Annotated in this window: 16 protein-coding genes; 12 read left to right on the plus strand and 4 right to left on the minus strand. The window is 52.5% G+C overall.

Going from position 1 to position 20,107, the window contains the following annotated elements; all coding sequences use genetic code 11:
• Nucleotides 1–13: 13 nt before the first annotated feature.
• A complete protein-coding gene (locus FYJ84_RS06590; protein WP_154406802.1) occupies nucleotides 14–970 on the minus strand; it encodes a YybS family protein in 957 nt (318 codons plus the stop codon).
• A 248-nt stretch (nucleotides 971–1,218) separates the two neighbouring features.
• Here FYJ84_RS06590 and FYJ84_RS06595 point away from each other — a divergent pair, with 248 nt between their 5' ends.
• A complete protein-coding gene (locus tag FYJ84_RS06595) occupies nucleotides 1,219–2,733 on the plus strand; it encodes a phosphohexomutase domain-containing protein (protein WP_205764129.1) in 1,515 nt (504 codons plus the stop codon).
• A gap of 1,217 nt (nucleotides 2,734–3,950) precedes the next feature.
• Here the strand turns inward: FYJ84_RS06595 and FYJ84_RS06600 are convergent.
• The gene (locus FYJ84_RS06600) at nucleotides 3,951–5,288 is read right to left on the minus strand and encodes an MATE family efflux transporter (RefSeq protein ID WP_154406803.1); all 1,338 of its coding nucleotides are present in this window, start codon (nucleotides 5,286–5,288) and stop codon (nucleotides 3,951–3,953) included.
• 79 nt (nucleotides 5,289–5,367) lie between these two features.
• Nucleotides 5,368–6,468: a LacI family DNA-binding transcriptional regulator gene (locus tag FYJ84_RS06605; protein WP_154406804.1), complete on the minus strand. Its 1,101-nt coding sequence runs from the start codon at nucleotides 6,466–6,468 to the stop codon at nucleotides 5,368–5,370.
• A 320-nt stretch (nucleotides 6,469–6,788) separates the two neighbouring features.
• On the opposite strand from FYJ84_RS06605, the gene FYJ84_RS06610 reads away from it, so the two are divergent.
• The 3 genes from FYJ84_RS06610 (at nucleotide 6,789) to FYJ84_RS06620 (ending at nucleotide 9,934) form a co-directional block, all read left to right on the plus strand.
• Nucleotides 6,789–8,075 (plus strand): adenylosuccinate synthase, encoded by a 1,287-nt coding sequence (locus tag FYJ84_RS06610; RefSeq protein ID WP_154406805.1) that lies wholly within the window; start codon nucleotides 6,789–6,791, stop codon nucleotides 8,073–8,075.
• 189 nt (nucleotides 8,076–8,264) lie between these two features.
• Nucleotides 8,265–9,017 carry an ABC transporter ATP-binding protein gene (locus FYJ84_RS06615; RefSeq protein ID WP_154406806.1) on the plus strand — a complete coding sequence of 251 codons (753 nt, stop codon included), beginning with the start codon at nucleotides 8,265–8,267 and terminating at the stop codon, nucleotides 9,015–9,017.
• A complete protein-coding gene (locus FYJ84_RS06620) occupies nucleotides 9,011–9,934 on the plus strand; it encodes a SufB/SufD family protein (protein WP_154406807.1) in 924 nt (307 codons plus the stop codon). The genes FYJ84_RS06615 and FYJ84_RS06620 overlap by 7 nt, the downstream gene beginning before the upstream one ends.
• 163 nt (nucleotides 9,935–10,097) lie before the next feature.
• Here the strand turns inward: FYJ84_RS06620 and FYJ84_RS06625 are convergent, their stop codons facing one another.
• Nucleotides 10,098–10,988: a DMT family transporter gene (locus FYJ84_RS06625; RefSeq protein WP_154406808.1), complete on the minus strand. Its 891-nt coding sequence runs from the start codon at nucleotides 10,986–10,988 to the stop codon at nucleotides 10,098–10,100.
• A 232-nt stretch (nucleotides 10,989–11,220) separates the two neighbouring features.
• On the opposite strand from FYJ84_RS06625, the gene FYJ84_RS06630 reads away from it, so the two are divergent.
• The 8 genes from FYJ84_RS06630 to ppk1 all read left to right on the plus strand — a co-directional run bounded on the left by FYJ84_RS06630 (nucleotide 11,221) and on the right by ppk1 (nucleotide 20,089).
• On the plus strand, nucleotides 11,221–12,255 hold the full coding sequence (locus FYJ84_RS06630; protein ID WP_154406809.1) for a glycosyl hydrolase family 18 protein: 1,035 nt from the start codon (nucleotides 11,221–11,223) through the stop codon (nucleotides 12,253–12,255).
• Nucleotides 12,256–12,512: 257 nt separating this feature from the next.
• A complete protein-coding gene (locus FYJ84_RS06635) occupies nucleotides 12,513–13,358 on the plus strand; it encodes a phosphate ABC transporter substrate-binding protein (protein WP_235901379.1) in 846 nt (281 codons plus the stop codon).
• 31 nt (nucleotides 13,359–13,389) lie between these two features.
• On the plus strand, nucleotides 13,390–14,280 hold the full coding sequence (pstC, locus tag FYJ84_RS06640; protein ID WP_154406810.1) for a phosphate ABC transporter permease subunit PstC: 891 nt from the start codon (nucleotides 13,390–13,392) through the stop codon (nucleotides 14,278–14,280).
• Between the two features lies 1 nt (nucleotide 14,281).
• The gene (gene pstA, locus FYJ84_RS06645) at nucleotides 14,282–15,172 is read left to right on the plus strand and encodes a phosphate ABC transporter permease PstA (protein WP_154406811.1); all 891 of its coding nucleotides are present in this window, start codon (nucleotides 14,282–14,284) and stop codon (nucleotides 15,170–15,172) included.
• A gap of 28 nt (nucleotides 15,173–15,200) precedes the next feature.
• Nucleotides 15,201–15,956, plus strand: a complete 756-nt coding sequence (gene pstB / locus FYJ84_RS06650) for a phosphate ABC transporter ATP-binding protein PstB (RefSeq protein WP_154406812.1) — start codon at nucleotides 15,201–15,203, stop codon at nucleotides 15,954–15,956.
• On the plus strand, nucleotides 15,956–16,603 hold the full coding sequence (phoU, locus tag FYJ84_RS06655) for a phosphate signaling complex protein PhoU (RefSeq protein ID WP_154406813.1): 648 nt from the start codon (nucleotides 15,956–15,958) through the stop codon (nucleotides 16,601–16,603). Before pstB ends, phoU begins: the two co-directional genes overlap by 1 nt.
• A gap of 296 nt (nucleotides 16,604–16,899) precedes the next feature.
• Nucleotides 16,900–17,970 carry a Ppx/GppA phosphatase family protein gene (locus FYJ84_RS06660; protein WP_154406814.1) on the plus strand — a complete coding sequence of 357 codons (1,071 nt, stop codon included), beginning with the start codon at nucleotides 16,900–16,902 and terminating at the stop codon, nucleotides 17,968–17,970.
• Nucleotide 17,971: 1 nt separating this feature from the next.
• The gene (gene ppk1 / locus FYJ84_RS06665; protein ID WP_154406815.1) at nucleotides 17,972–20,089 is read left to right on the plus strand and encodes a polyphosphate kinase 1; all 2,118 of its coding nucleotides are present in this window, start codon (nucleotides 17,972–17,974) and stop codon (nucleotides 20,087–20,089) included.
• The last annotated feature ends 18 nt before the right edge of the window (nucleotides 20,090–20,107 follow it).

Below are 20,107 nucleotides of genomic sequence, written 5' to 3' on the forward strand. Positions count from 1 at the left end.
CTGCTATTGGCTGTCAGCTGCGCCTGAAACGCTTGCGGTAGTCAAAGAGCATATCGAACAGGCCGCAGACTGCCAGTATCTGGGAAATGGCGCCATTCAGGAAGACGAACAGCACGATGAGCCAGAACAGCCAGCGGCTGATGAGGTTTCTGGCAAAGCTGCTGATGACGGCTGTCCCCTGGATAAAGCCGGCCAGGGTGGACAGCACATAGGCGTTTAGGGATACCTGCTGCAAGATTTCTATTTCCCTGGTGCTGCCCCAGTAGAGCCCCACCAGGGAGAAGCCGAAGATGTAGAGGATAGCCTTTGGCAGATGCCAGTCGTCAAACTCCGGCAAGGTGGTAACGTGGTGCCCCAGGCGGCGCAGCACCTTGCCCCCTACGGCAAAATTCAGCCAGGCGGTAATCATGCCGCTCAGCAGGAAGACTACCGGCAGCAGCAGGGTGACATATTCCATTGCCTCCATGAACTGTTTTTTGGTCTGTTCCAGCTCGCTGGCAGACATGCCCAGGGACTCGTACATCTGAAAGGCGGCTCCGGCAGCCTCCTTCATGCTCTCCACCTGCTCCGCCATAGCCAGGGGATTGATGCCGGTAATGAGCATGGTGAGCCCTGCGGTCAGGAACACGCCCACTAGTGATGCCACAATGCCGTAGAGCAGGATGCGGGCGGCGGACAGCCCCTTGTAAAAGCCGTAGCCCAGGGCAAGGCTTGGAGGTCCGAAGGCCGCCACCATGTGCACGGCACTCATAGGGGAAATCAGGATGGTCATGATGATGGCGGCGGCAGCCACGCTCAGCACGCCGTATTGCATGCCGTGCCGCACAATCAGCACGATGATGGGCAGCGGCCACAAAAGGGTGGCGGCGATGCCCACGATAGGCAGGTACACCGCCATCAGCGCCATGATGACAGTAATAGCCACCAAAAGGCCGCTTTCCGTAGTTGATTTTACTTTAAAGCTTCGCATATATTTCGTGTTTCTCCTTTAATCAAATATAAGTCGAATATAATCGAAATTGCTTAATTAAGACATTATAGCACTTTATGGGCGTTATGGCTAGATGGGAAGTCATTATAGCAAGAGTATGTTTGTGATTTGCCCATAGGCTGAAAACATAAATGTAATGTATTCGTTGATGAAAATACCATAACCATGTATAATTCATAATAGAATTGTTTTGTTAGGCGAGTATGCGAGAGGAGTTTTGATTTCATATGACAGAAAAAGAACTGATGAAGCTGCAAAATGGCAGCGATGTGCGTGGCATTGCCCTGGAGGGGGTAGAGGGCGAGGCGGTGAACCTGCGCCCGGAGGCGGCCAACCTGATTGCCGCCGCCTTTGTGAAATTTTTGGCCAAGAAGCTGGGGAAGGCAGCCGGTGAGCTGAAAATCGCGGTGGGGCATGACTCCCGCCTGTCGGCCACCAGCCTGAAGGAAGCGGCTTTGCAGGGCATCCTGGCGGAGGGGGCACAGGCTTTTGACTGCCGCATGGCTTCCACTCCTGCCATGTTCATGTCCATTGTCTTCCCGGAAACGCAGATGGACGGCTCAATCATGATTACTGCCAGCCATTTGCCGTTTAACCGCAACGGCCTGAAGTTCTTCACCGCAGATGGCGGCCTTGAAAAGGAGAACATCATCGAGCTGTTGCAGACGGCGGCAGGGCTTGAGGAAAGGAGTGCCGACCTGGGGCTGGCAAAGCCTCTGGCACTGATTGATATTTATGCGGCCAGCCTCTGCGAGAAAATCCGTCAGGGCATTAATAGCAGCGATAACTATGAAAAGCCTCTTTCCGGCATGCACATTGTGGTGGATGCTGGCAATGGCGCCGGGGGCTTCTTTGCCGGCAAGGTGCTGGCGGAGCTGGGGGCTGATACTTCCGGCAGCCTTTACCTGGAGCCGGACGGCAGCTTCCCGAACCACATCCCGAACCCTGAGAATCAGGCGGCCATGGATGCTATCAAGGGAGCAGTGCTGGCGAGCAGGGCAGACCTGGGCATTATCTTTGATACGGATGTGGACCGCATGAGCGCGGTGCTGCCGGACGGCCAGCAGATTAGCCGCAATGCTTTGATTGCCATGATGGCAGCTATTCTTGCCCCTGATTATCCGGGCAGCACCATCATCACTGACTCCGTAACCTCTGACGAGCTGGCGGATTTCCTGGAGAATAAGCTGCAGCTGAAGCACCATCGCTACATGCGGGGCTACAAGAACGTCATCAACGAGTGCATCCGCCTGAACAAGGCAGGTACTGTATCACCTCTGGCCATCGAGACCTCCGGCCACGGTGCCCTCAGTGAGAATTATTACCTTGACGATGGCGCCTATCTGGCAGTGAAGCTTCTGATTGCTGCGGCCAAGGCACGGCAGGAGGGCAAGGTGCTGGCAGATTTGGTGGCAGACTTGAAGCACCCTGCGGAGGAAAAGGAGTACCGCCTGAAAATCAAGGGGGTGGAGGAATTCCGGAGCTACGGCAAGAATGTGCTGGCTGAGTTCGAGAAGCGTGCCAAGGCCCAGGGCATCCAGATGGCTGTGCCGTCCTATGAGGGCATCCGCCTGGTGTTCCCGGGGGAGGGCTGGGTTCTCCTGCGCATGTCCCTGCATGACCCGAATATGCCGATGAACATGGAGAGCCAGCAGGCAGGCGGCTGCGCCAAGCTGACGGAGAAGGTCAAGGCACTGGTGGAGGGCTTCGAGCACCTTGACATCAGCGTGCTGGGTGGCTGATAGCAGCTAGCTGCATACTGTGTACAGTTAATGAACTAATGTGTATACATGCGTGAAAAATTGTGAAAAAATTGTTGTACAATTAGGGCTTTTGTAGTATAATATCGCCATCGGTTATATGTAAGTGAGTGACTAAGGCAGTCTGGAAGCTTTGCTTCCCGGCTGCCTTTTTAGTTACAGGAGAAGGTTGTTTGGCGAGGGAGGCCTGTATATGAAGCTGAAACAAAAATTTACTTTGCTGGCATTGATAGTAGGCATTATAGTTCTGCTGGTGTCCGCCATCGGATTTTATACTGCCTATACCAATCTGAAAGAGGATGTGGAGTAGGAGCTGTCCATGACCATGGCAGGACAGGCAGGGGTGCTGGCAAGGAAGTCTGCGGTGAACAAGTTCCGTGTATAAATGAGAAATTTCAGTTTATCGTCGTGAAGGTACGAGACTTTTGGAACATTAACGGATAAGTTTTGTTAGTTTGTGGATTCTGTTCAGACTAAAAATGGGCTGAGCGGGACAGCTACCCATAGAAAACACGCTCTCGCTCCTAGTTGTGCCTCGCGTTACTAACATTCATCTATCGCCTGCGGCTCTGATGAATGAAGTAACGAGGCACAACAAAGGTTTTCTATGGGTACTGTCCTCACTCATCCCTTTCTTTGTCTGAACAGATATAAACAAAATGACAGAACCACATACATTATTTGTTACCATAGTGCCCCTACAGCTTTACGAATAAGCCTGAAATAGGGGGGGGAGTGGCTGACGAAACTTGCAACTGCCAACCGCTGTATAAACGTACAGTGCAAACAACTCTGCTCATAATAGCAGGTTGCCTTGCATAGTTGTTGGCAGTATCAGGTCTCGCCAGCCTTCTAGCCCCCTATTTCAGGCTTGCTCGTAAAGTCAGATTGATTACCTTGGTAGCGTACAGCAGAGTATAGTTGATAACTATGTGCATATCTGTTAAGACACAAAGAGGGACAGGTGCGGCATGTACCCAAAGAAAACCTTGAGTGCAGCCTCGCTTCTTAGCGAGTGCGAGCGTAAGCGACGCAGGAGCTTAGAAGCGCGAGGCTGTGCTAAGAGCGAGAGCGAGTTTTCTATGGGTACTGCCGCTACCTGTCCCTTTATAATGTCTGAACAGAATCCACGAAATATCAAACTACATCATCAGTATATGCACGAAGTAACGAATAACCACTACGACAAACTGAAATTTTCACAAACTTTGCATCCATATTTTCTTTTTGAACACAATAACAGTCACCAGCAGCCGCACGGCTTCCTCCAGTGACAGAATGAAGTACACATACGGTATCGGCAGGTTCAGCACGAAGGCGGAGAGATAGCCCAGTGGCACGCCGAAAATCCAGGTGCCCATCAGGTCAATCCACATGATCAGCTTTGTCTTGCCGCCGCTGCGGACGATGCCGCCCCCAAGAATCATGTTCAGCACCTTGATAGGCGCCACCAGGGCAAAGGCAAGCAGGATATCGCTGGCAATTTTTTTTGTGACATCCTCCACCGCGTAAATATCCACATAGAAGGATTTGGCAGCTATCAGCAGGGCGGACAGGAGAATGGCACCTCGGAGCCCGTACCAGACCAGTTTTTTTGCATTGCCATAAGCCTCATCATAATCCCTCTTGCCCAGGGATTTGCCTATCAGGATGCCTGCCGCCTGGGAAAGACCGCTCAGGGCGCCGATCATCAGTCCCTGAATCGGGTTGGTCAGTGTCATGGCGGCACAGGCGATGGTGCCCATGTGGCCGTAGATGGAGGCATAGACATTTTCCCCCAGGCTCCACATGAATTCCGTTACCAGTATAGGCAGCAGCATCCAGATGTACTGCCGGTAGCCCTCCGCGCCAAGGCTGAGGGAAAAGTGGAAGCTGCCACCGGTTTTGCGGTAGCTCATCAGGAAGGCCCCCAGAATCAGCAGAAAATTGGCCAGCTGTGCCATGACGGTGGCAATGGCGGCACCATCCACGCCCATAGGGGCAAAGCCCAGCTTGCCGAAGATGAGGACGTAGTTGAGGCCGGTGTTGACGATAGCTGCCACGATGCTGGCATAGAGGGGCAGGGATGCCCTTTCCATGCAGCGGAGCATGGTGGACAGCAGGATGGCGCCGGCCATAGGCAGGAAGGTAAAGGCAATCAGCCGGAGATAGGAAGCGGCAACGGCACACATGGCGGCATCCTCCGTATAGATGCTCATGATGTGCCCGGGTACGCCCAGGCAGGCGGCGGTGAAGCCCAGTGCCAGCAGGATGGCGGCGGCCAGATTGACGGAAAGGCTCCTGTCCACCTGCGCCTGCTCCCCCTTGCCCATGTACTGGGCAATCATGATGCCGGCAACCACGGCGATGGCAGATACCACCACCTGATAGATAGAAGAAAATTTCCCTGCCAGCCCTACGGCAGCAATGCTGACGCTGCCCAGCTGGCCGATCATGATCTGGTCGATAATGCTGAATGAGGATTGCAGCATGCATTGCAGGGCCACCGGGACGGCAATGCTGAGGACGGTCTTTATAAAGGCATGGTTTGTACCCATTGAAAATCACTCCCTTAATTTTATGGTTATATTTTAAAATAGGATATGATAAAATGCAATAGGTTAAACGCATAACCCTTTATAAAATTCGATTTAATTGCTTAGATATTTTGCAAGGTGCAGTGCTGTCACGCAGCACCAGCTGCACGGGCAACATGCCTGGCTGCTGGAAGGGAGTGCCCTGCTTCAGCTCCCTGAGTGCCAGCAGGGCACTGGCGGCACGGCTGGCGGCATCCTGCCGCACAGTGGTCAGGGCAGGCACGAGCTGCTGGCAGATGGGAGTATCGTCAAAGCCTATAATGGACACATCCCGGGGCACTGCTACGCCCTTTTCCTGCAAAAACTGCATGAAGTCGATGGCATAATAATCTGACACGGCAAAGACGGCAGTGTGCTTCCTGATGAACTGGAAGTGCTGCTCATAAAATGTGCGGCGCAGCTCCTTCTGCATGGGAATCAGCAGCAAGTCCGTATTTTCTGCCCCGAAGCCTTCCAGAAAGCCCCGGATACGCTGGGCATCCATGCAGATTTCGTTGTCAGACAGGCACAGCGCCAGCTGATGCCCAAGGCCTTTTAGGTGCCTGCCGGCCTGCAGCCCTCCGTCGTAGTTGTCGATGGTCAGGTTGCAGAGCCGTGCAGCGGCAGCGTTGTCAGAATCGTTAATGCTGTCAATTTCGTTAGCGGCATTAGTACCGTTAATTTCATCAGCAGCGTTTTCGAAAAAGCCGTCATAAACCACAAAGGGGATGTGCATGAACTGACGGAGCTCCAGGTATTCTTCCTGGCAGAAACCGATGATGACCATGCCCTCCATGTTCCACATAGATGCGAATTTGACAACATCAGAAAGCCGGGTAGTGGTTTTCACCATCATGAAGTAGCCGGATTTTTCGATTTCGATGGACAGGGCGTTCAGGGAAGCGGACACGAAGGGGTCCTCCAGCACATGCCCTTCGTACTTGCCGTGGTTGTTGATGACGATGCCGATGATGCGCGAATCGTTCTGTGCCAGTAGCAGCCCTGCCATGCTGGGGATGTACTGCCTTTCCTCCAGCAGCTTCTGCACCCTCTTGACTGTGGCGTCGGAAATCCTTTTTGTCTTGCCGTGAATGACGTTGGAAACTGTTGCCGTGCTGACACCCAGCTCCCTGGCAATATCTACAATGCGTACTCTCTGCATATCTTTACCGCCTTTCGGATTTTTCATTTTTGATTTTATTTTATAGGCAGGAATAATTTTCTGCAAGAGGCGGTTGCGGGGCGGAATTCATTGACACAACTGCTCTATACATGCTATGATATATGAGTACATTAATGAGATGAAATATTTTATACTTGGGGCAAGGATTGCCTGAGTCTTTTTTTGATGCATTTCAGGAAAAGGCGTTAAAAAATGTTTTAGGGAGCTGTCCTGCAAGATGGCAGGGCATGGCTCTGGTACAAGGGTTGCCTGGTATTGCGGCCGGGCGGCTTCATAGAAAAACGAGGGGAGACTGCTGTATGTCAGCTGTTGTAGTTTTGGGCACCCAGTGGGGTGACGAAGGTAAGGGTAAAATCGTAGATTATCTGGCACAGAAGGCTGAGACTGTTGTCCGCTATCAGGGCGGCAGCAATGCCGGCCATACTGTTGCCGTTGATGGCACGGAGTACAAGCTGCGCCTGATGCCGTCCGGCATTCTTTACAAGGGTACTTTGTGCGTGGTGGGCAATGGTGTTGCCTTTAACCCGAAGGTTATGCTGCAGGAAATGGACGGCATGATTGAGAAGGGCATCGATGTCAGCGGCATCCGCATCAGCAACCGCGCCCATGTGGTTCTGCCGTACCACTGCGAGATGGACGGCTACATCGAGGAGCTGAAGGGTGACAACAAGGTAGGTACGACCAAGAACGGCATCGGTCCGTGCTATGCCGACCGTGACCACCGCATCGGCATCCGTGTCTGCGATTTCATTGACAAGGAAGAATTTGCCAAGCGGCTGAAGGAAAACCTGGAGCTGAAGAATCAGGAGATTGTGAAGCTGTACGGCAAGGAGCCGATGGATTATGAGTCCATGCTGAAGGAGTATGAGGGCTATGCAGATCGCCTGCGCCCTTATGTATGCGACACCATCGCATTGCTCCATGACGAAATCAAGGCTGACAGGAAAATCCTCTTTGAGGGTGCCCAGGCAACCATGCTTGATATTGACTACGGTACATATCCGTATGTTACCGCTTCCCATCCTATTTCCGGCGGCATCGGCGTAGGTGCAGGTGTTGCGCCTCGTGATATCGACAAGGTTGTAGGCGTGGTAAAGGCGTACTGCACCCGTGTCGGCGAGGGCCCATTCCCTACGGAGCAGCTTAATGAGATTGGCGACAAAATCCGCGATGCCGGTCATGAGTATGGCACTGTAACAGGCCGTCCGCGCCGTACCGGCTGGCTGGATGCCTGCGTTGTGCGCTATGCAGGTATGCTGTCCGGTATTGATTACATGGCTATCACCCGTCTTGACATCCTTGATTGCATGGATGAAATCAAGATGTGCGTGGCCTACAAGTACAAGGGCGAAATCCTCAACGAGATTCCGGCTTCCCTGAAGGTGCTGGCAGAGGTTGAGCCTGTATATGAGACCTTTGAGGGCTGGAAGACCGATATCAGCGGCATCCGCACCTATGAGGAGCTGCCTGAGAAGGCCCGCATCTACCTGGAGCGCATGGCAGAGGTTACCGGCATTGACCTGGGCATTGTGTCCGTAGGGCCGAACCGCGACCAGACCATCGTTCTGGCTAAGGATTTATTCTAAAAGTTTAGGGGTTATCATCTTGAGTAAAAAGATGGTAGCCCCTTTTGTATGTATTGCATGTCTATTATGCGTATATGGCATGTATACCATGTGTGTATTGTGTGAATTGTAAGTGTTACGTGCATTACGTGTGTTAAATGTTTGTAACATTGTGTGTTTTTTTATGTGTATTAGGAGAAGTAGATTATTATGCTGGAATTAAAGAATGTCACCTACACAGTTGCAGATGGCAATGCTGGCAAGAATATTATTGACCACATGAATCTGGTTATTCCTGATGGCAAATTTGTGGTCATCACAGGGCCAAATGGCGGTGGCAAGTCCACCCTGGCCAGGACTATCATGGGCATCAACCCCATTACTGAGGGGCAGATTGTGTTTGACGGCGAGGATATTACGGAGAAAAACATCACGGAGCGGGCTAAGCTGGGCATCAGCTTTGCCTTTCAGCAGCCAGTGCATTTCAAGGGCATCAAGGTGATTGACCTTTTGCGGCTGGCTACCGGCACCAACCTGTCCGTGGCAAAGGCATGTGAGTACCTTTCCCGGGTAGGGCTGTGCGCCAAGGAGTACATTCAGCGTGAGGTAAATTCCTCCCTGTCCGGCGGCGAGCTGAAGCGTATTGAGATTGCCACCGTGCTGGCACGGGGAACGAAGTTTTCCATCTTTGACGAGCCGGAGGCAGGCATCGACATTTGGAGCTTTCAGAACCTGATTCAGGTGTTTGAGAATATCCGTGAGACGGTGCAGGGAACGGTGCTGATTATTTCTCATCAGGAGCGCATCCTGAATATTGCTGATGAGATTGTGGTGATTGAGAACGGCAGGGTGGCAAAGCAGGGGCCGAAGGATGAAATCCTGCCGGAGCTGCTGGGAACTGCCTCCGCTGTGAATGCTGCTTGCAGCAAGCTGGCACCGGAAAGGAGGAGCGCAATATGCTAGACAAAATCCAGATGCAGATGCTGACCGAGGTGGCTGACCTGCACGGCGTGCCGGAGGGGGCGTACAATATCCGCGTCAACGGCGAAAAGGCAGGGCGCAATACCACTGCCAACATCGACATTGCTACCAAGACTGACGGCAAGAGCGGTATTGATATCCGCATCAAGCCGGGCACAAAGAACGAGAGCGTCCATATCCCGGTGGTGCTCAGTGAAAGCGGCATCAAAGAAACCGTGTACAATGATTTTTACATTGGCGAGGATTCCGACGTGGTTATCGTGGCTGGCTGCGGCATCCATAATTGCGGCAACCAGGATTCCCAGCATGATGGCGTGCACCGCTTCTTTGTGGGCAAAAATGCCAAAATCCGCTACGTGGAGAAGCACTACGGCGAGGGAGACGGCAGCGGCAAGCGCATCCTGAATCCTGTCACCGAGGTGTACCAGGAGGCTGGCAGCTATGTGGACATGGAAATGGTGCAGATAAAAGGGGTGGACAACACCCATCGCATCACCAGGGCGGAGCTGGCAGAAGGGGCTACTATGATTGTCCATGAACGCCTGATGACTCACGGGGAGCAGGTTGCTACCAGCGTATACGAGGTAGCATTGAATGGGGAGGGCTCCAGCACGGATGTGATTTCCCGTTCCGTGGCCAAGGACACCTCCGAGCAGGTCTTTGAGGCGGCTATCGTGGGCAACAGCGTATGCAGCGGCCATGCGGAGTGCGATGCCATCATCATGGACAAGGCTCATGTGGTGGCTGTGCCGAAGCTGGATGCCAGGAATGTGGATGCCGCCCTTATCCATGAGGCGGCTATCGGCAAGATTGCCGGGGACCAGCTCATAAAGCTCATGTCCCTGGGGCTTACCGAGGCAGAGGCGGAGGAGCAGATTATCGGCGGCTTCCTCAGATAAGCAGATTTTGCCGGATAATAAAACGTGCAGTAATTGGATATGCCTGACAGGCAGATAAAATAAAAATACCTCTATGGCAGATGGCAGGCAGCTGGCGCATAGTGCGCGGAAAGCTTGCAGTCTTCATAGAGGTATTTTTATATTATTTCGTTAATGTTGTGTGTCATGCTTTTCTTTTGCCGCGGTACTGGGAAATCACCAGGCCTCCCAGGGTTAGCACGATGCCCAGTGCCGACATAGGCGTAATCTGCTCATCCAGGACGATGATGGAGGTGACTACCGTAATGACAGGCACCATGTAGATGTAGATGCTGGTCTGGATAGCCCCGATCATCTTGACGGCATAGTTCCAGGTGACGAAGCACAGGGCTGAGGCACCCAGCCCCAGGAACAGCAGATTCAGCAGGTAGGCAGGCTCCTGCAAGGGGAGCAAACTCCAGCTGCAATCAAAAAAGAGCAATGACGGCAGCATAAAGAGAATACCGTAGAAAAATATCCGCCTGGTCATGACAATGGTGTTGTAGCCGTAATTGCCGATGCCCTTGGTGATGACGGCATAAAATGCCCAGGCAAGGGCTGCCAGCAGGGCAAGTATATCACCTACAGGGTTCAGCTGCAGCTCGGCACCGTTGAAGCTGATGAGGAAAATGCCGGACAGTGCCACAAGAAAGCCGAAGAAAAACTTTTTGTTGATGGCATCCTCGTCCATATGGGCAAAATATGCCACGATGGCGGTGAAGCACGGCGCGATGGAGGTGATTACCCCTACGTTGGAAGCCATGGTGTAGGTCAGGGCGATATTTTCCAGCAGGTAGTAGAGGCAGATGCCGCACAGCCCTGCCGCGGCAAATACCAGCTCCTGCCGCAGGCTGGTTCCCTTCAGCGGCTTCGGATAGATGATGGTCAGGGCAATCAGCCCCATGAGAAAGCGGAAAAAGAGAATTTCCACCGGCTGGTATGCTTCCAGCAGTATCTTGGTGGAGACAAAGGTGGTGCCCCAGAGAATTATCGTCAGGATGGCAGCCAGATGCCCCAGTTTTTGTGTATGTGTCATAGTCATCCCCCTAGCAATTTATTATGCTGTGCACAGCTTTTTTGTAAAAAATTTTTCTTTTATGTAAATAATCACTTATTAATTTTTAGTTATATAGCATAATGACACATTATAACATTAAAGGGCGAAAAAACAATGGGAAATATTATTTATCTTTTTAGTAGTATTTCTTTTTCCTATGAATTATAATTTATATGGAAGGTAAACGGATGCGGAAGGGGCGATAAGCTGCATGAAAAAGGCGGTAATAGCGGTATTTATGGTGGTGCTGCTGTGGGCGAATACGGCTTTGGCGGCAGGGCAGTTAAGTGTGCTGTGGGACTGGCAGGCACCGGGGGAAAAGTCCGGCAGGCTGGCAGAGCAGCCACGGCTGCCAGGGGTAAATGTACTGTCCCCCAGCTGGTTCATCATTGCCAATGAAAAGGGGAAAATCAAGGATAAGAAGGGCAATGCCAGCCTGGATTATGTCAGGCAGGCTCATGAGCGGGGCTATCAGGTCTGGGCATTGATTACCAACGACTTCAACCCGGATATGACGAAAAAGCTTCTGGCGAGCCCTATGGGCAGGGAAAATGCCGTCAGGGAAATGAAGTCATTGGCGAAAAAATACCAGCTGGACGGCATCAACATCGACTTTGAAAATATTCATCCTGAGGACAGGGACAGGCTGACGGACTTCGTGGGGGAAATCAGCAGGGCACTTCAGGCGGAGGGGCTGACTGTCTCCATGGACATTACCATTCCCAGCAGCTCCGGCATGTGGTCCCGCTGCTACGACCGCAGGGCATTGGCGGAGCAGGTGGACTACCTGATGCTGATGGCATACGATGAGCACAGCGCGGCCTCCACGGTCAGCGGTTCCGTGGCCTCCTTGGGCTGGGTGGAAAAGGGCATCATGGCAACCCTGGCGGAAGGAGTGCCGCCCAGGAAGCTGCTTCTTGGCATGCCCCTGTATATGCGCATCTGGCAGGAGGACATAAAGACCGGCAAGGCAAAGGGCAAAACTTTGTCCATGTCCCAGGCGGAGCAAATGATTGCAGACAGGGGACTGGCGCCTGTGTGGCTGCCCGAGGCAGGCCAGTATTATTTTGAGTACGCGGAAGGAAAGAGCCGCTATCGGGTGTGGCAGGAGAACCGCCGCTCCCTGGCACTGAAGGCATCACTGGTCAGCCGCTATGACCTGGCTGGCGGTGCTTACTGGCGCAGTACCCTGGAAACGCCAGATGTGTGGGAGACGCTGGCGCAGGTTATGGCAGCAGGCAGATAAAGGTAGGAAGCCTGGCGAAATGGTGCAGAAATGCACATGATTGTAAATAATTGTACATAATTGAATATAAGCTATAATTAATGAATGTATTCCTCCGGGAAAATGGGCGCAGAAGCTTGTTTCCCCGGGGGATTTTTGTATACATAGATATTTACATTTTTTTTACAAAAACAGGCAGATGGACTTTACATTTGCGTATTAATATATAGCCATGTTCAGAGAAATCCGTAAATGTTATTGAAGGAGAGTGCAAGGAAATGAAGAACATGAAGAAATTATTTTCAGTTTTATTATCAGTAATGATGCTGGGGCTTTTGGCGGCCGGCTGTGGCAGTGACAAGGGCGGCAGCAGCTCCGGGCTGGCTGGCGCGGTGTCCACCAACGGTTCCACCTCCATGGAGAAGGTTATCGGCATCCTGTCCGAGAAGTTTATGGAGGATAACAAGGGCGTTACCATTACCTATGATGCTTCCGGTTCCGGTACCGGCATCGAGGCAGTAAGCAAGGGCTCCACTGATATCGGCCTTTCCTCCCGTGCCCTGAAGGACAGCGAGAAGGCAAAGGGCTTGAAGGAGACCACTGTGGCACTGGATGGCATCGCCATTATCGTCAATGAGAAGTGCCCGGTAGATGACCTGAAGGTTGAGGATGTGGCTGCCCTGTTCAACGGCGAGGCTGCTGACTGGAGCAAGTTTGGCAGCAATGCCGGCAAGGTTGCAGCTATTGGCCGTGAGGCTGGTTCCGGCACCCGTGATGGCTTTGAGTCCATCACCAAGACCAAGGACAAGTGCAAGCTGGCTCAGGAGCTGACCTCCACCGGCGCCGTAATTGAGGCTGTCAAGAACAGCGAGGCTGCCATCGGCTATGCTTCCTTTGCTTCTGTAGAAAACCAGAAGGGCATCAAGGTTCTGAAGGTTAATGGCGTGGAGTGCAGCGAGGAGAATATTTCCAATGGCAAGTATGTTATCCAGCGTCCGTTCAACCTGATTACCAAGGAAGGTGCACAGCTCAGCGAGGCTGCCCAGGCTTTCTTTGACTTCATGACTTCCAAGGCAGCTGCCGAGCTGATTGTTCAGGCTGGTGCAGTACCAACTGCTAAATAAGCAGGCTTTTAGTAAAGAGGTCTGATATATCATGAAGAATAAAACCAAATGGCAGGAAATGACTGAAAAGGGCATAAACGCAGTGTTTATGCTGTGCGGTATCGTGGCAGTAGGCTTCGTGCTGTGCATCACGATACATCTGGTAATTGCCGGCCTGCCAGCAATTGTAAAGATAGGTATTCCGGAGTTTATCTTCGGTACCACATGGCAGCCAACTGCCTCTACGGTGGAGCCATCCTTTGGCATCCTTCCCTTTATACTCACCAGCATCTATGGTACGGCAGGTGCCGTGCTGATAGGTGTACCCGTTGGCCTTCTGACAGCTATTTTCCTGTCCAAGGCTGCTCCTCCAAAGTTTGCCAGGGTTATTCATACTGCGGTGGAGCTGTTGGCTGGCATTCCCTCTGTTGTCTACGGCCTTGTAGGCATGATTATACTTGTTCCAGGCATCCAGGGGATGTTTTCCTTATCCTCTGGTGCCACCCTTCTGGCAGCCATTATTGTGCTGACCATCATGATTTTACCGTCAATAATCAACGTATCTGAGACTGCACTGAAGGCAGTACCCAGAGAGTACGAGGAAGCCTCTATGGCCCTGGGGGCAACCGAGATGGAAACATTTTTCAGGGTCAGTGTACCGGCTGCCAAGAGCGGTATCGCGGCAGCCGTGGTTCTGGGAGTAGGCCGTGCTATCGGTGAAGCTATGGCGATTATCATGGTTTCTGGAAACGTGGCTAACATGCCGGGGCTGCTGGAATCTGTGCGGTTTATGACTACGGCAATCGCCTCTGAGATGTCATACGCCGCCGCAGGTTCCCTGCAGCATCAGGCACTGTTTTCCATCGGGCTGGTGCTGTTCCTGTTCATTATGATGATTAATGTGTTCCTGAATGTATTTGTCAAGGGAAGGAAGGTGGCGTAGGATGGAAAATGCGGCTGTGAGCCGGGCGGCCATCCCTGATAGCAGTATCGCGGGCTTTTCCCGGCGGAAGCTGTGGAATCAGGGGGCGAGATGCCTGATCTGGGCCAGTGCTATTTTTACCTGCCTGCTGCTGGCCTTTATTATCGGCTATATTTTTTACCGGGGTGTGCCGTACCTGTCCTGGGAGCTTCTGACCAGCCAGAGCAGCTATGTGAAAAAGACCATCGGTATTCTGCCGAATTTGCTGAATACCTTGTATATCATATTGGTGGCTATGGCGGTGGTACTGCCTTTGGGCACAGGAGCTGCCATCTACCTGACGGAGTACGCTTCCAACAAAAAGCTGGTGAACCTGATTGAGTTTGCGGCAGAGGCATTGACCGGCATTCCATCCATTATCTTCGGTCTTGCGGGCATGGTGCTGTTTTCCGAGATGTTCGGCTTGAAGCAGGGTATTCTGGCTGGCGGCCTGACACTGGTAATGATGATTTTGCCGGTGATTGTCCGCACCACTCAGGAGAGCCTCAAGACCGTGCCTAACGCTTATCGGGAGGGTGCCCTTGCCATGGGTGCCAGCAAGTGGCACATGGTGCGCACCGTGGTGCTGCCTAATGCTATTGACGGCATTGTGACAGGCTGCATTCTTTCCGTAGGGCGCATTGTGGGCGAGTCGGCAGCACTTTTGTTTACGGCAGGCTTTGGCCTGGTGCTGAACGATTTCATAACGGCACTGGAATCTTCCTCTGCTACCCTGACAGTGGCGCTTTATGTCTATGCCAGCGAGCGTGGCGAGACCAGCGTGGCATTTGCTATCGCGGTAATTCTCATGACGCTGACGCTGCTTCTGAATTTCTCTGCCAACATGGCAGCCAAGAAGCTGAAAAATGTGTAATGATGTATAAACAATAAAGGATAATTTTATGGATACGATAATGGAAGTCAAGGACTTGAACCTGTGGTATGGTGACCACCACGCCCTCCATGATATAAGCGTGGATATCCCCAAGAACCAGATTACAGCACTGATTGGCCCCTCCGGCTGCGGCAAGTCCACTTTTTTGAAGACACTGAATCGCATGAATGATTTGGTGGAAGGGATTAAGATTACAGGGAATGTGATTTATAACGGGGAAAATATTTATGCGCCCAAGGTGGATGTTACCTGGCTGAGAAAGCGGGTAGGCATGGTTTTCCAGAAGCCGAATCCTTTCCCCATGAGCATTTATGACAACATCGCCTACGGGCCCCGCACCCACGGCATCACCTCCAAGGTAAAGCTGGACAATATCGTGGAAAAATCCCTGAAGGATGCCGCCATCTGGGACGAGGTAAAGGACAGGCTGAATACCTCCGCCCTGGGCATGTCCGGCGGTCAGCAGCAGAGGCTCTGCATTGCTAGGGCACTGGCGGTGGAGCCGGATATCCTTCTGATGGACGAGTCAACCTCTGCCCTGGATCCGATTTCCACCGGCAAGATTGAGGAGCTGGCAGTGGAGCTGAAAAAGAAGTACACCGTGGTCATGGTTACCCACAACATGCAGCAGGCGGTGCGCGTGTCTGATTACTGTGCCTTCTTCCTGCTGGGAGACCTGGTGGAGTTCAGCGAGACTGAGCAGATGTTTTCCGTGCCCAAGGACAGGCGGACGGAGGATTATATTACGGGGAGGTTCGGCTGATGAGAGCATATTTCGACCAGCAGCTTGATTTGCTGAAGGATGAGATGGTCTATATGGGCGGCCTCTGCGAAGATGCTATCCAGCTGACGGTGGATGCCCTGCTGAATGGGGACATCAAGCGTGCCAAGACCATCAATAACATGATGAGCCAGATCAGCCAGCAGGAGCGCAGCATTGAGAATATCTGCCTGAAGCTCCTGATGCAGCAGCAGCCTGTGGCCAGGGATCTGCGCACTATTTCTGCGGCACTGAAGATGGTGACGGATATGGAGCGCATCGGCATCCAGGCCTGCGAAATTGCGGAGATTATCTCCGTGGGCAATATTGAGCAGGCCACGGACAAGGTGGATTTCCAGAAGATTTCCGACGCGGTCAGCAACATGGTGCACATGAGCCTGCAGGCCTTTGGCGACAAGGATATGGAGCTGGCCAACGAGGTGCTGAAGTACGATGATGTGGTGGACAATCTTTTCTGCGACATCCGCGGTGACCTGATAGGCAGGCTGAAGTCTGGCAGCAACGAGGCGGAGTATCTCATGGATATGATGATGATTGACAAGTATTTTGAGCGCATCGGCGACCACGCGGTGAATATTGCCAAGTGGGTGAATTTCTCTATCACAGGCGAGATAGAGATTGTTGAATGATACATGATGAGAGCTTAAGTCTATTTTTAGTCTAATTTTGGTTTAACACAGGCTCCTTCTAATTTTTATATAGATATCGCATATCGGCATTACCCAAGCCGGTGTAACTTGCGGCATCTCCTTTCCTTTTTGAATGTCCCGGCGGCTTCGTGGCTGCCGGGATGTTTTTTGTGTATTTTACAAAGATTTTACAAAAGCTGCCCACGGACTTTACATTAAAGGTTTATGATGGATGTAAGTATAAATAATATGATTAATATGATTATCTGTCACTTAAATTTTAGGAGGAGAATATAATGTATACAATCGTGGACGTAGGTTCCAACACAATCCGCATGAATGTCTATGACATCAGGGATGACAAGCTGAGGCTCCTGTTTACCAAGAAGGCTACTGCCGGGCTGGCATCCTATGTGAAGGACAAGCGGATGTCCGCCGCCGGTATCGACCGGGTGGTGGAGGTGCTGGAGGATTTCCAGGAAACCCTCAGCAACCTGAATATTCCTGAGATGCACGTTTTTGCCACGGCTTCCCTGAGGAACGTGGAGAACAGCCATGATGCGGTGGCGGAGATTGAAAGGCGCACAGGGGTTGCCGTGCAGGTGCTGTCCGGCAGGGAGGAAGCGGAGCTGGACTTCCTGGGGGCTGCCAGGGAGGCAGCTGTCAAGAAGGGGCTGCTGGTGGATATCGGCGGCGGCAGTACGGAGCTGGTTGCCTACAAGGAGGGGAAAATCCGCGCTGCCGTCAGCATTGCCAAGGGGTCCCTGAACAGCTACAACAAGTATGTGAAGGGCATCCTGCCTACCAAGGAGGAACGCCGCCTCATCCGGGCGGATTTTTTGAAGAAGCTGGATGGCATCAAGGCCTTTGAGGGCAAGAACAAGTACAAGCTCATGTGCGGCGTAGGCGGCACGGTGCGGGCTGCCCTGAAGCTGGACCAGCTGTTTTTTGGCAAGAGCGCTGCGGAAAACCTGCTGCAGGTTTCCCATGTGGGCTATATTATCAAGGCCATGGAGCAGAAGGAGAATCAGGAGAAGTTCATCAAGAATATGGGGCTCCTTCTTGATGTGGTGCCGGACAGAATACGCACCATCCTGCCGGGCATGATTATTCTCTATGCGGTAGCAAAGCGGTTTAAGTGCGAGTCTATTCTGGTGGCACATACAGGTGTCCGTGAGGGCTTTATGTACAATTATGTGCTGAAGAAGGGGCATATCGGTCAGGACGGATTGGCAGGAGACGATGAAAAGGATAATCAGGCTGCGGACACTGCGCAGGGCGTGGAGGCGGTTCAGGCTGTTGCGGAGGCTCAGAGCGCAGGCGAAAAGGAAACCTCGGGAGACAATCAGGAGAAAGCAGGGGAATAACATGGGACAGATTGAACCAAGTGCAAAGAACAGCAAGAAGTTTGTGACCAGCTACACCCAGAACAGGGAGCTGTCCTGGCTGAAATTTAACAAGCGTGTGCTGGAGGAGGCGGAGGACAGCAGCGTGCCTCTGTGCGAAAGGCTGAAGTTCGTGGAGATATTCACCAGCAACCTGGATGAATTCTTCATGGTGCGGGTAGGCAGCCTGCTGAGCCTGGAGGCAATGGATGCCAAAAAGGTGGACAACAAGAGCCTCATGACGGCACGGGAACAGCTCAATGCCATCTTTGATACGGTTCGGGAGCTGTACGGCCAGCGTGACAGGGTATTTGCCTACCTCCGCCGCAAGCTTCTGGAGAAGGGCATCGGCCATGCCAATATCCACGAGCTGTCCAAGAAGCAGTATGCCTGCCTGGAGGACATGTTCCAGGAGCGCATCCTGCCGGTGCTTTCGCCACAGATTATTGACAAGCATCATCCCTTCCCGCACCTTGACAACAAGAAGCTGTACATTTCTGCGGTGCTGAAGGGCAAGAAGAAGCTGATTCTGGGCATTATCCCCCTGCCGGAGATGCTGGACAGGGTAGTTTATCTCAGCAAGGAAAAGACGGAGTTTATCCTGCTGGAGGATATTATCGAGGAGTTTATCGACAAAATCTTTGTGGGCTACCCGGTGATGGACAAGGCGGTATTTGCCATTACTAGAAGCGCGGATATCAATCTTGAGGAAGAAGAAGTGGAGGCAGGGGATTATCTTGAGGCCATGAAGAAGGCCTTGAAAAAGCGCAAGCACCTGACTCCTGTGCGGCTGGAAATCAAGAGCCGGGGCAAGTCCCTGATTGCGGAGTATCTCATCGACCGCTACAAGATTGGTTCCTCCCAGGTATTTTCCACTACTGCGCCGCTGACTTTGGACTATGTTTACGGGCTGGCTGACAACCTGACGGAGACCATGCAGCAGGAGATGTACTACGCTCCTTATGAGCCTGTGGCCTGCGAGGAGAAGTTCCATCTGGAGGCGGATGACAGCCTGCTGGAGCTGGTCAAGAGGCAGGATGTGCTGCTGAAGTATCCTTATGATGATTTCGGGATTTTCCTGCAGCTGGTGAAGGAGGCAGTGTACAATCCTGATGTGCTGTCCATCAAGATTACCATCTACCGCATCGGCAAGGGACATGCCAAGCTGATGAACTACATGATGGTGGCGGCGGAAATGGGCAAGGATGTGACCGTTCTGCTGGAGCTGAAGGCCCGCTTTGACGAGGAAAACAACATCAGCTGGGTAAATGACCTGCGGGAGTCCGGCTGCCGCATCCTCTATGGCTTTGACCGCTACAAGGTGCACGCCAAGGTCTGCCTGATTACCTACCGGTCTGCCGGCGGGAACGGTGTAAAATACATCACTCATATCGGCACCGGCAATTTCAACGCCAAGACTGCCAAGCTGTACACGGATCTGGCTCTCTTGACAGCTGATGATGCTATCGGCAGGGATGCCTCCATGTTCTTCCGCAATATGGGCATCGGCAACCTGTGGGGTGAGTATCAGAAGCTTCTGGTGGCACCGGTGAACCTGAAAAAGAGCCTGCTGGAAATGATTCAGGGGGAAATCAGCAAGGCGGAGAACGGCGGCCAGGGCTATATCCTGCTGAAGATGAACTCCCTGACGGACAGGCAGCTGATTGATGCCCTGTACGCCGCCGGTCAGGCAGGGGTACGGGTGGACATGATTGTCCGGGGCATTACCTGCCTGGTGCCGGAGCGGCCGGGATTGACGGACAATATCCACATCAGGAGCATTGTGGGCAGGTTCCTGGAGCACCCGAGGGTATTCTGCTTCGGCCAGCCGGGGGAGGATGGCGATATGGATGGCATAAAGATGTATATCGCCTCTGCTGACTGGATGACCAGGAACACGGAGAACCGCGTAGAGGTGGCGGCACCGATTTTTGATAGCAATATCAAAAAGGAAATCTGGGATATGCTGCAGCTGCAGCTCTCTGACAACACCAAGGCAAGGAATATCGATGCCGATGGCGAATACTATCTGCCCCAGGTGCAGCCGGGGGATACCCTGATTGATGCCCAGGCAAGGCTGATGGAGAAAAACCGTCAGTAAAAGCCTCCCTGATAATTT

The sequence above is a fragment of the Anaerovibrio slackiae genome, assembly GCF_009695585.1.
Classification (GTDB): Bacteria; Bacillota; Negativicutes; order Selenomonadales; family Selenomonadaceae; genus Anaerovibrio; species Anaerovibrio slackiae.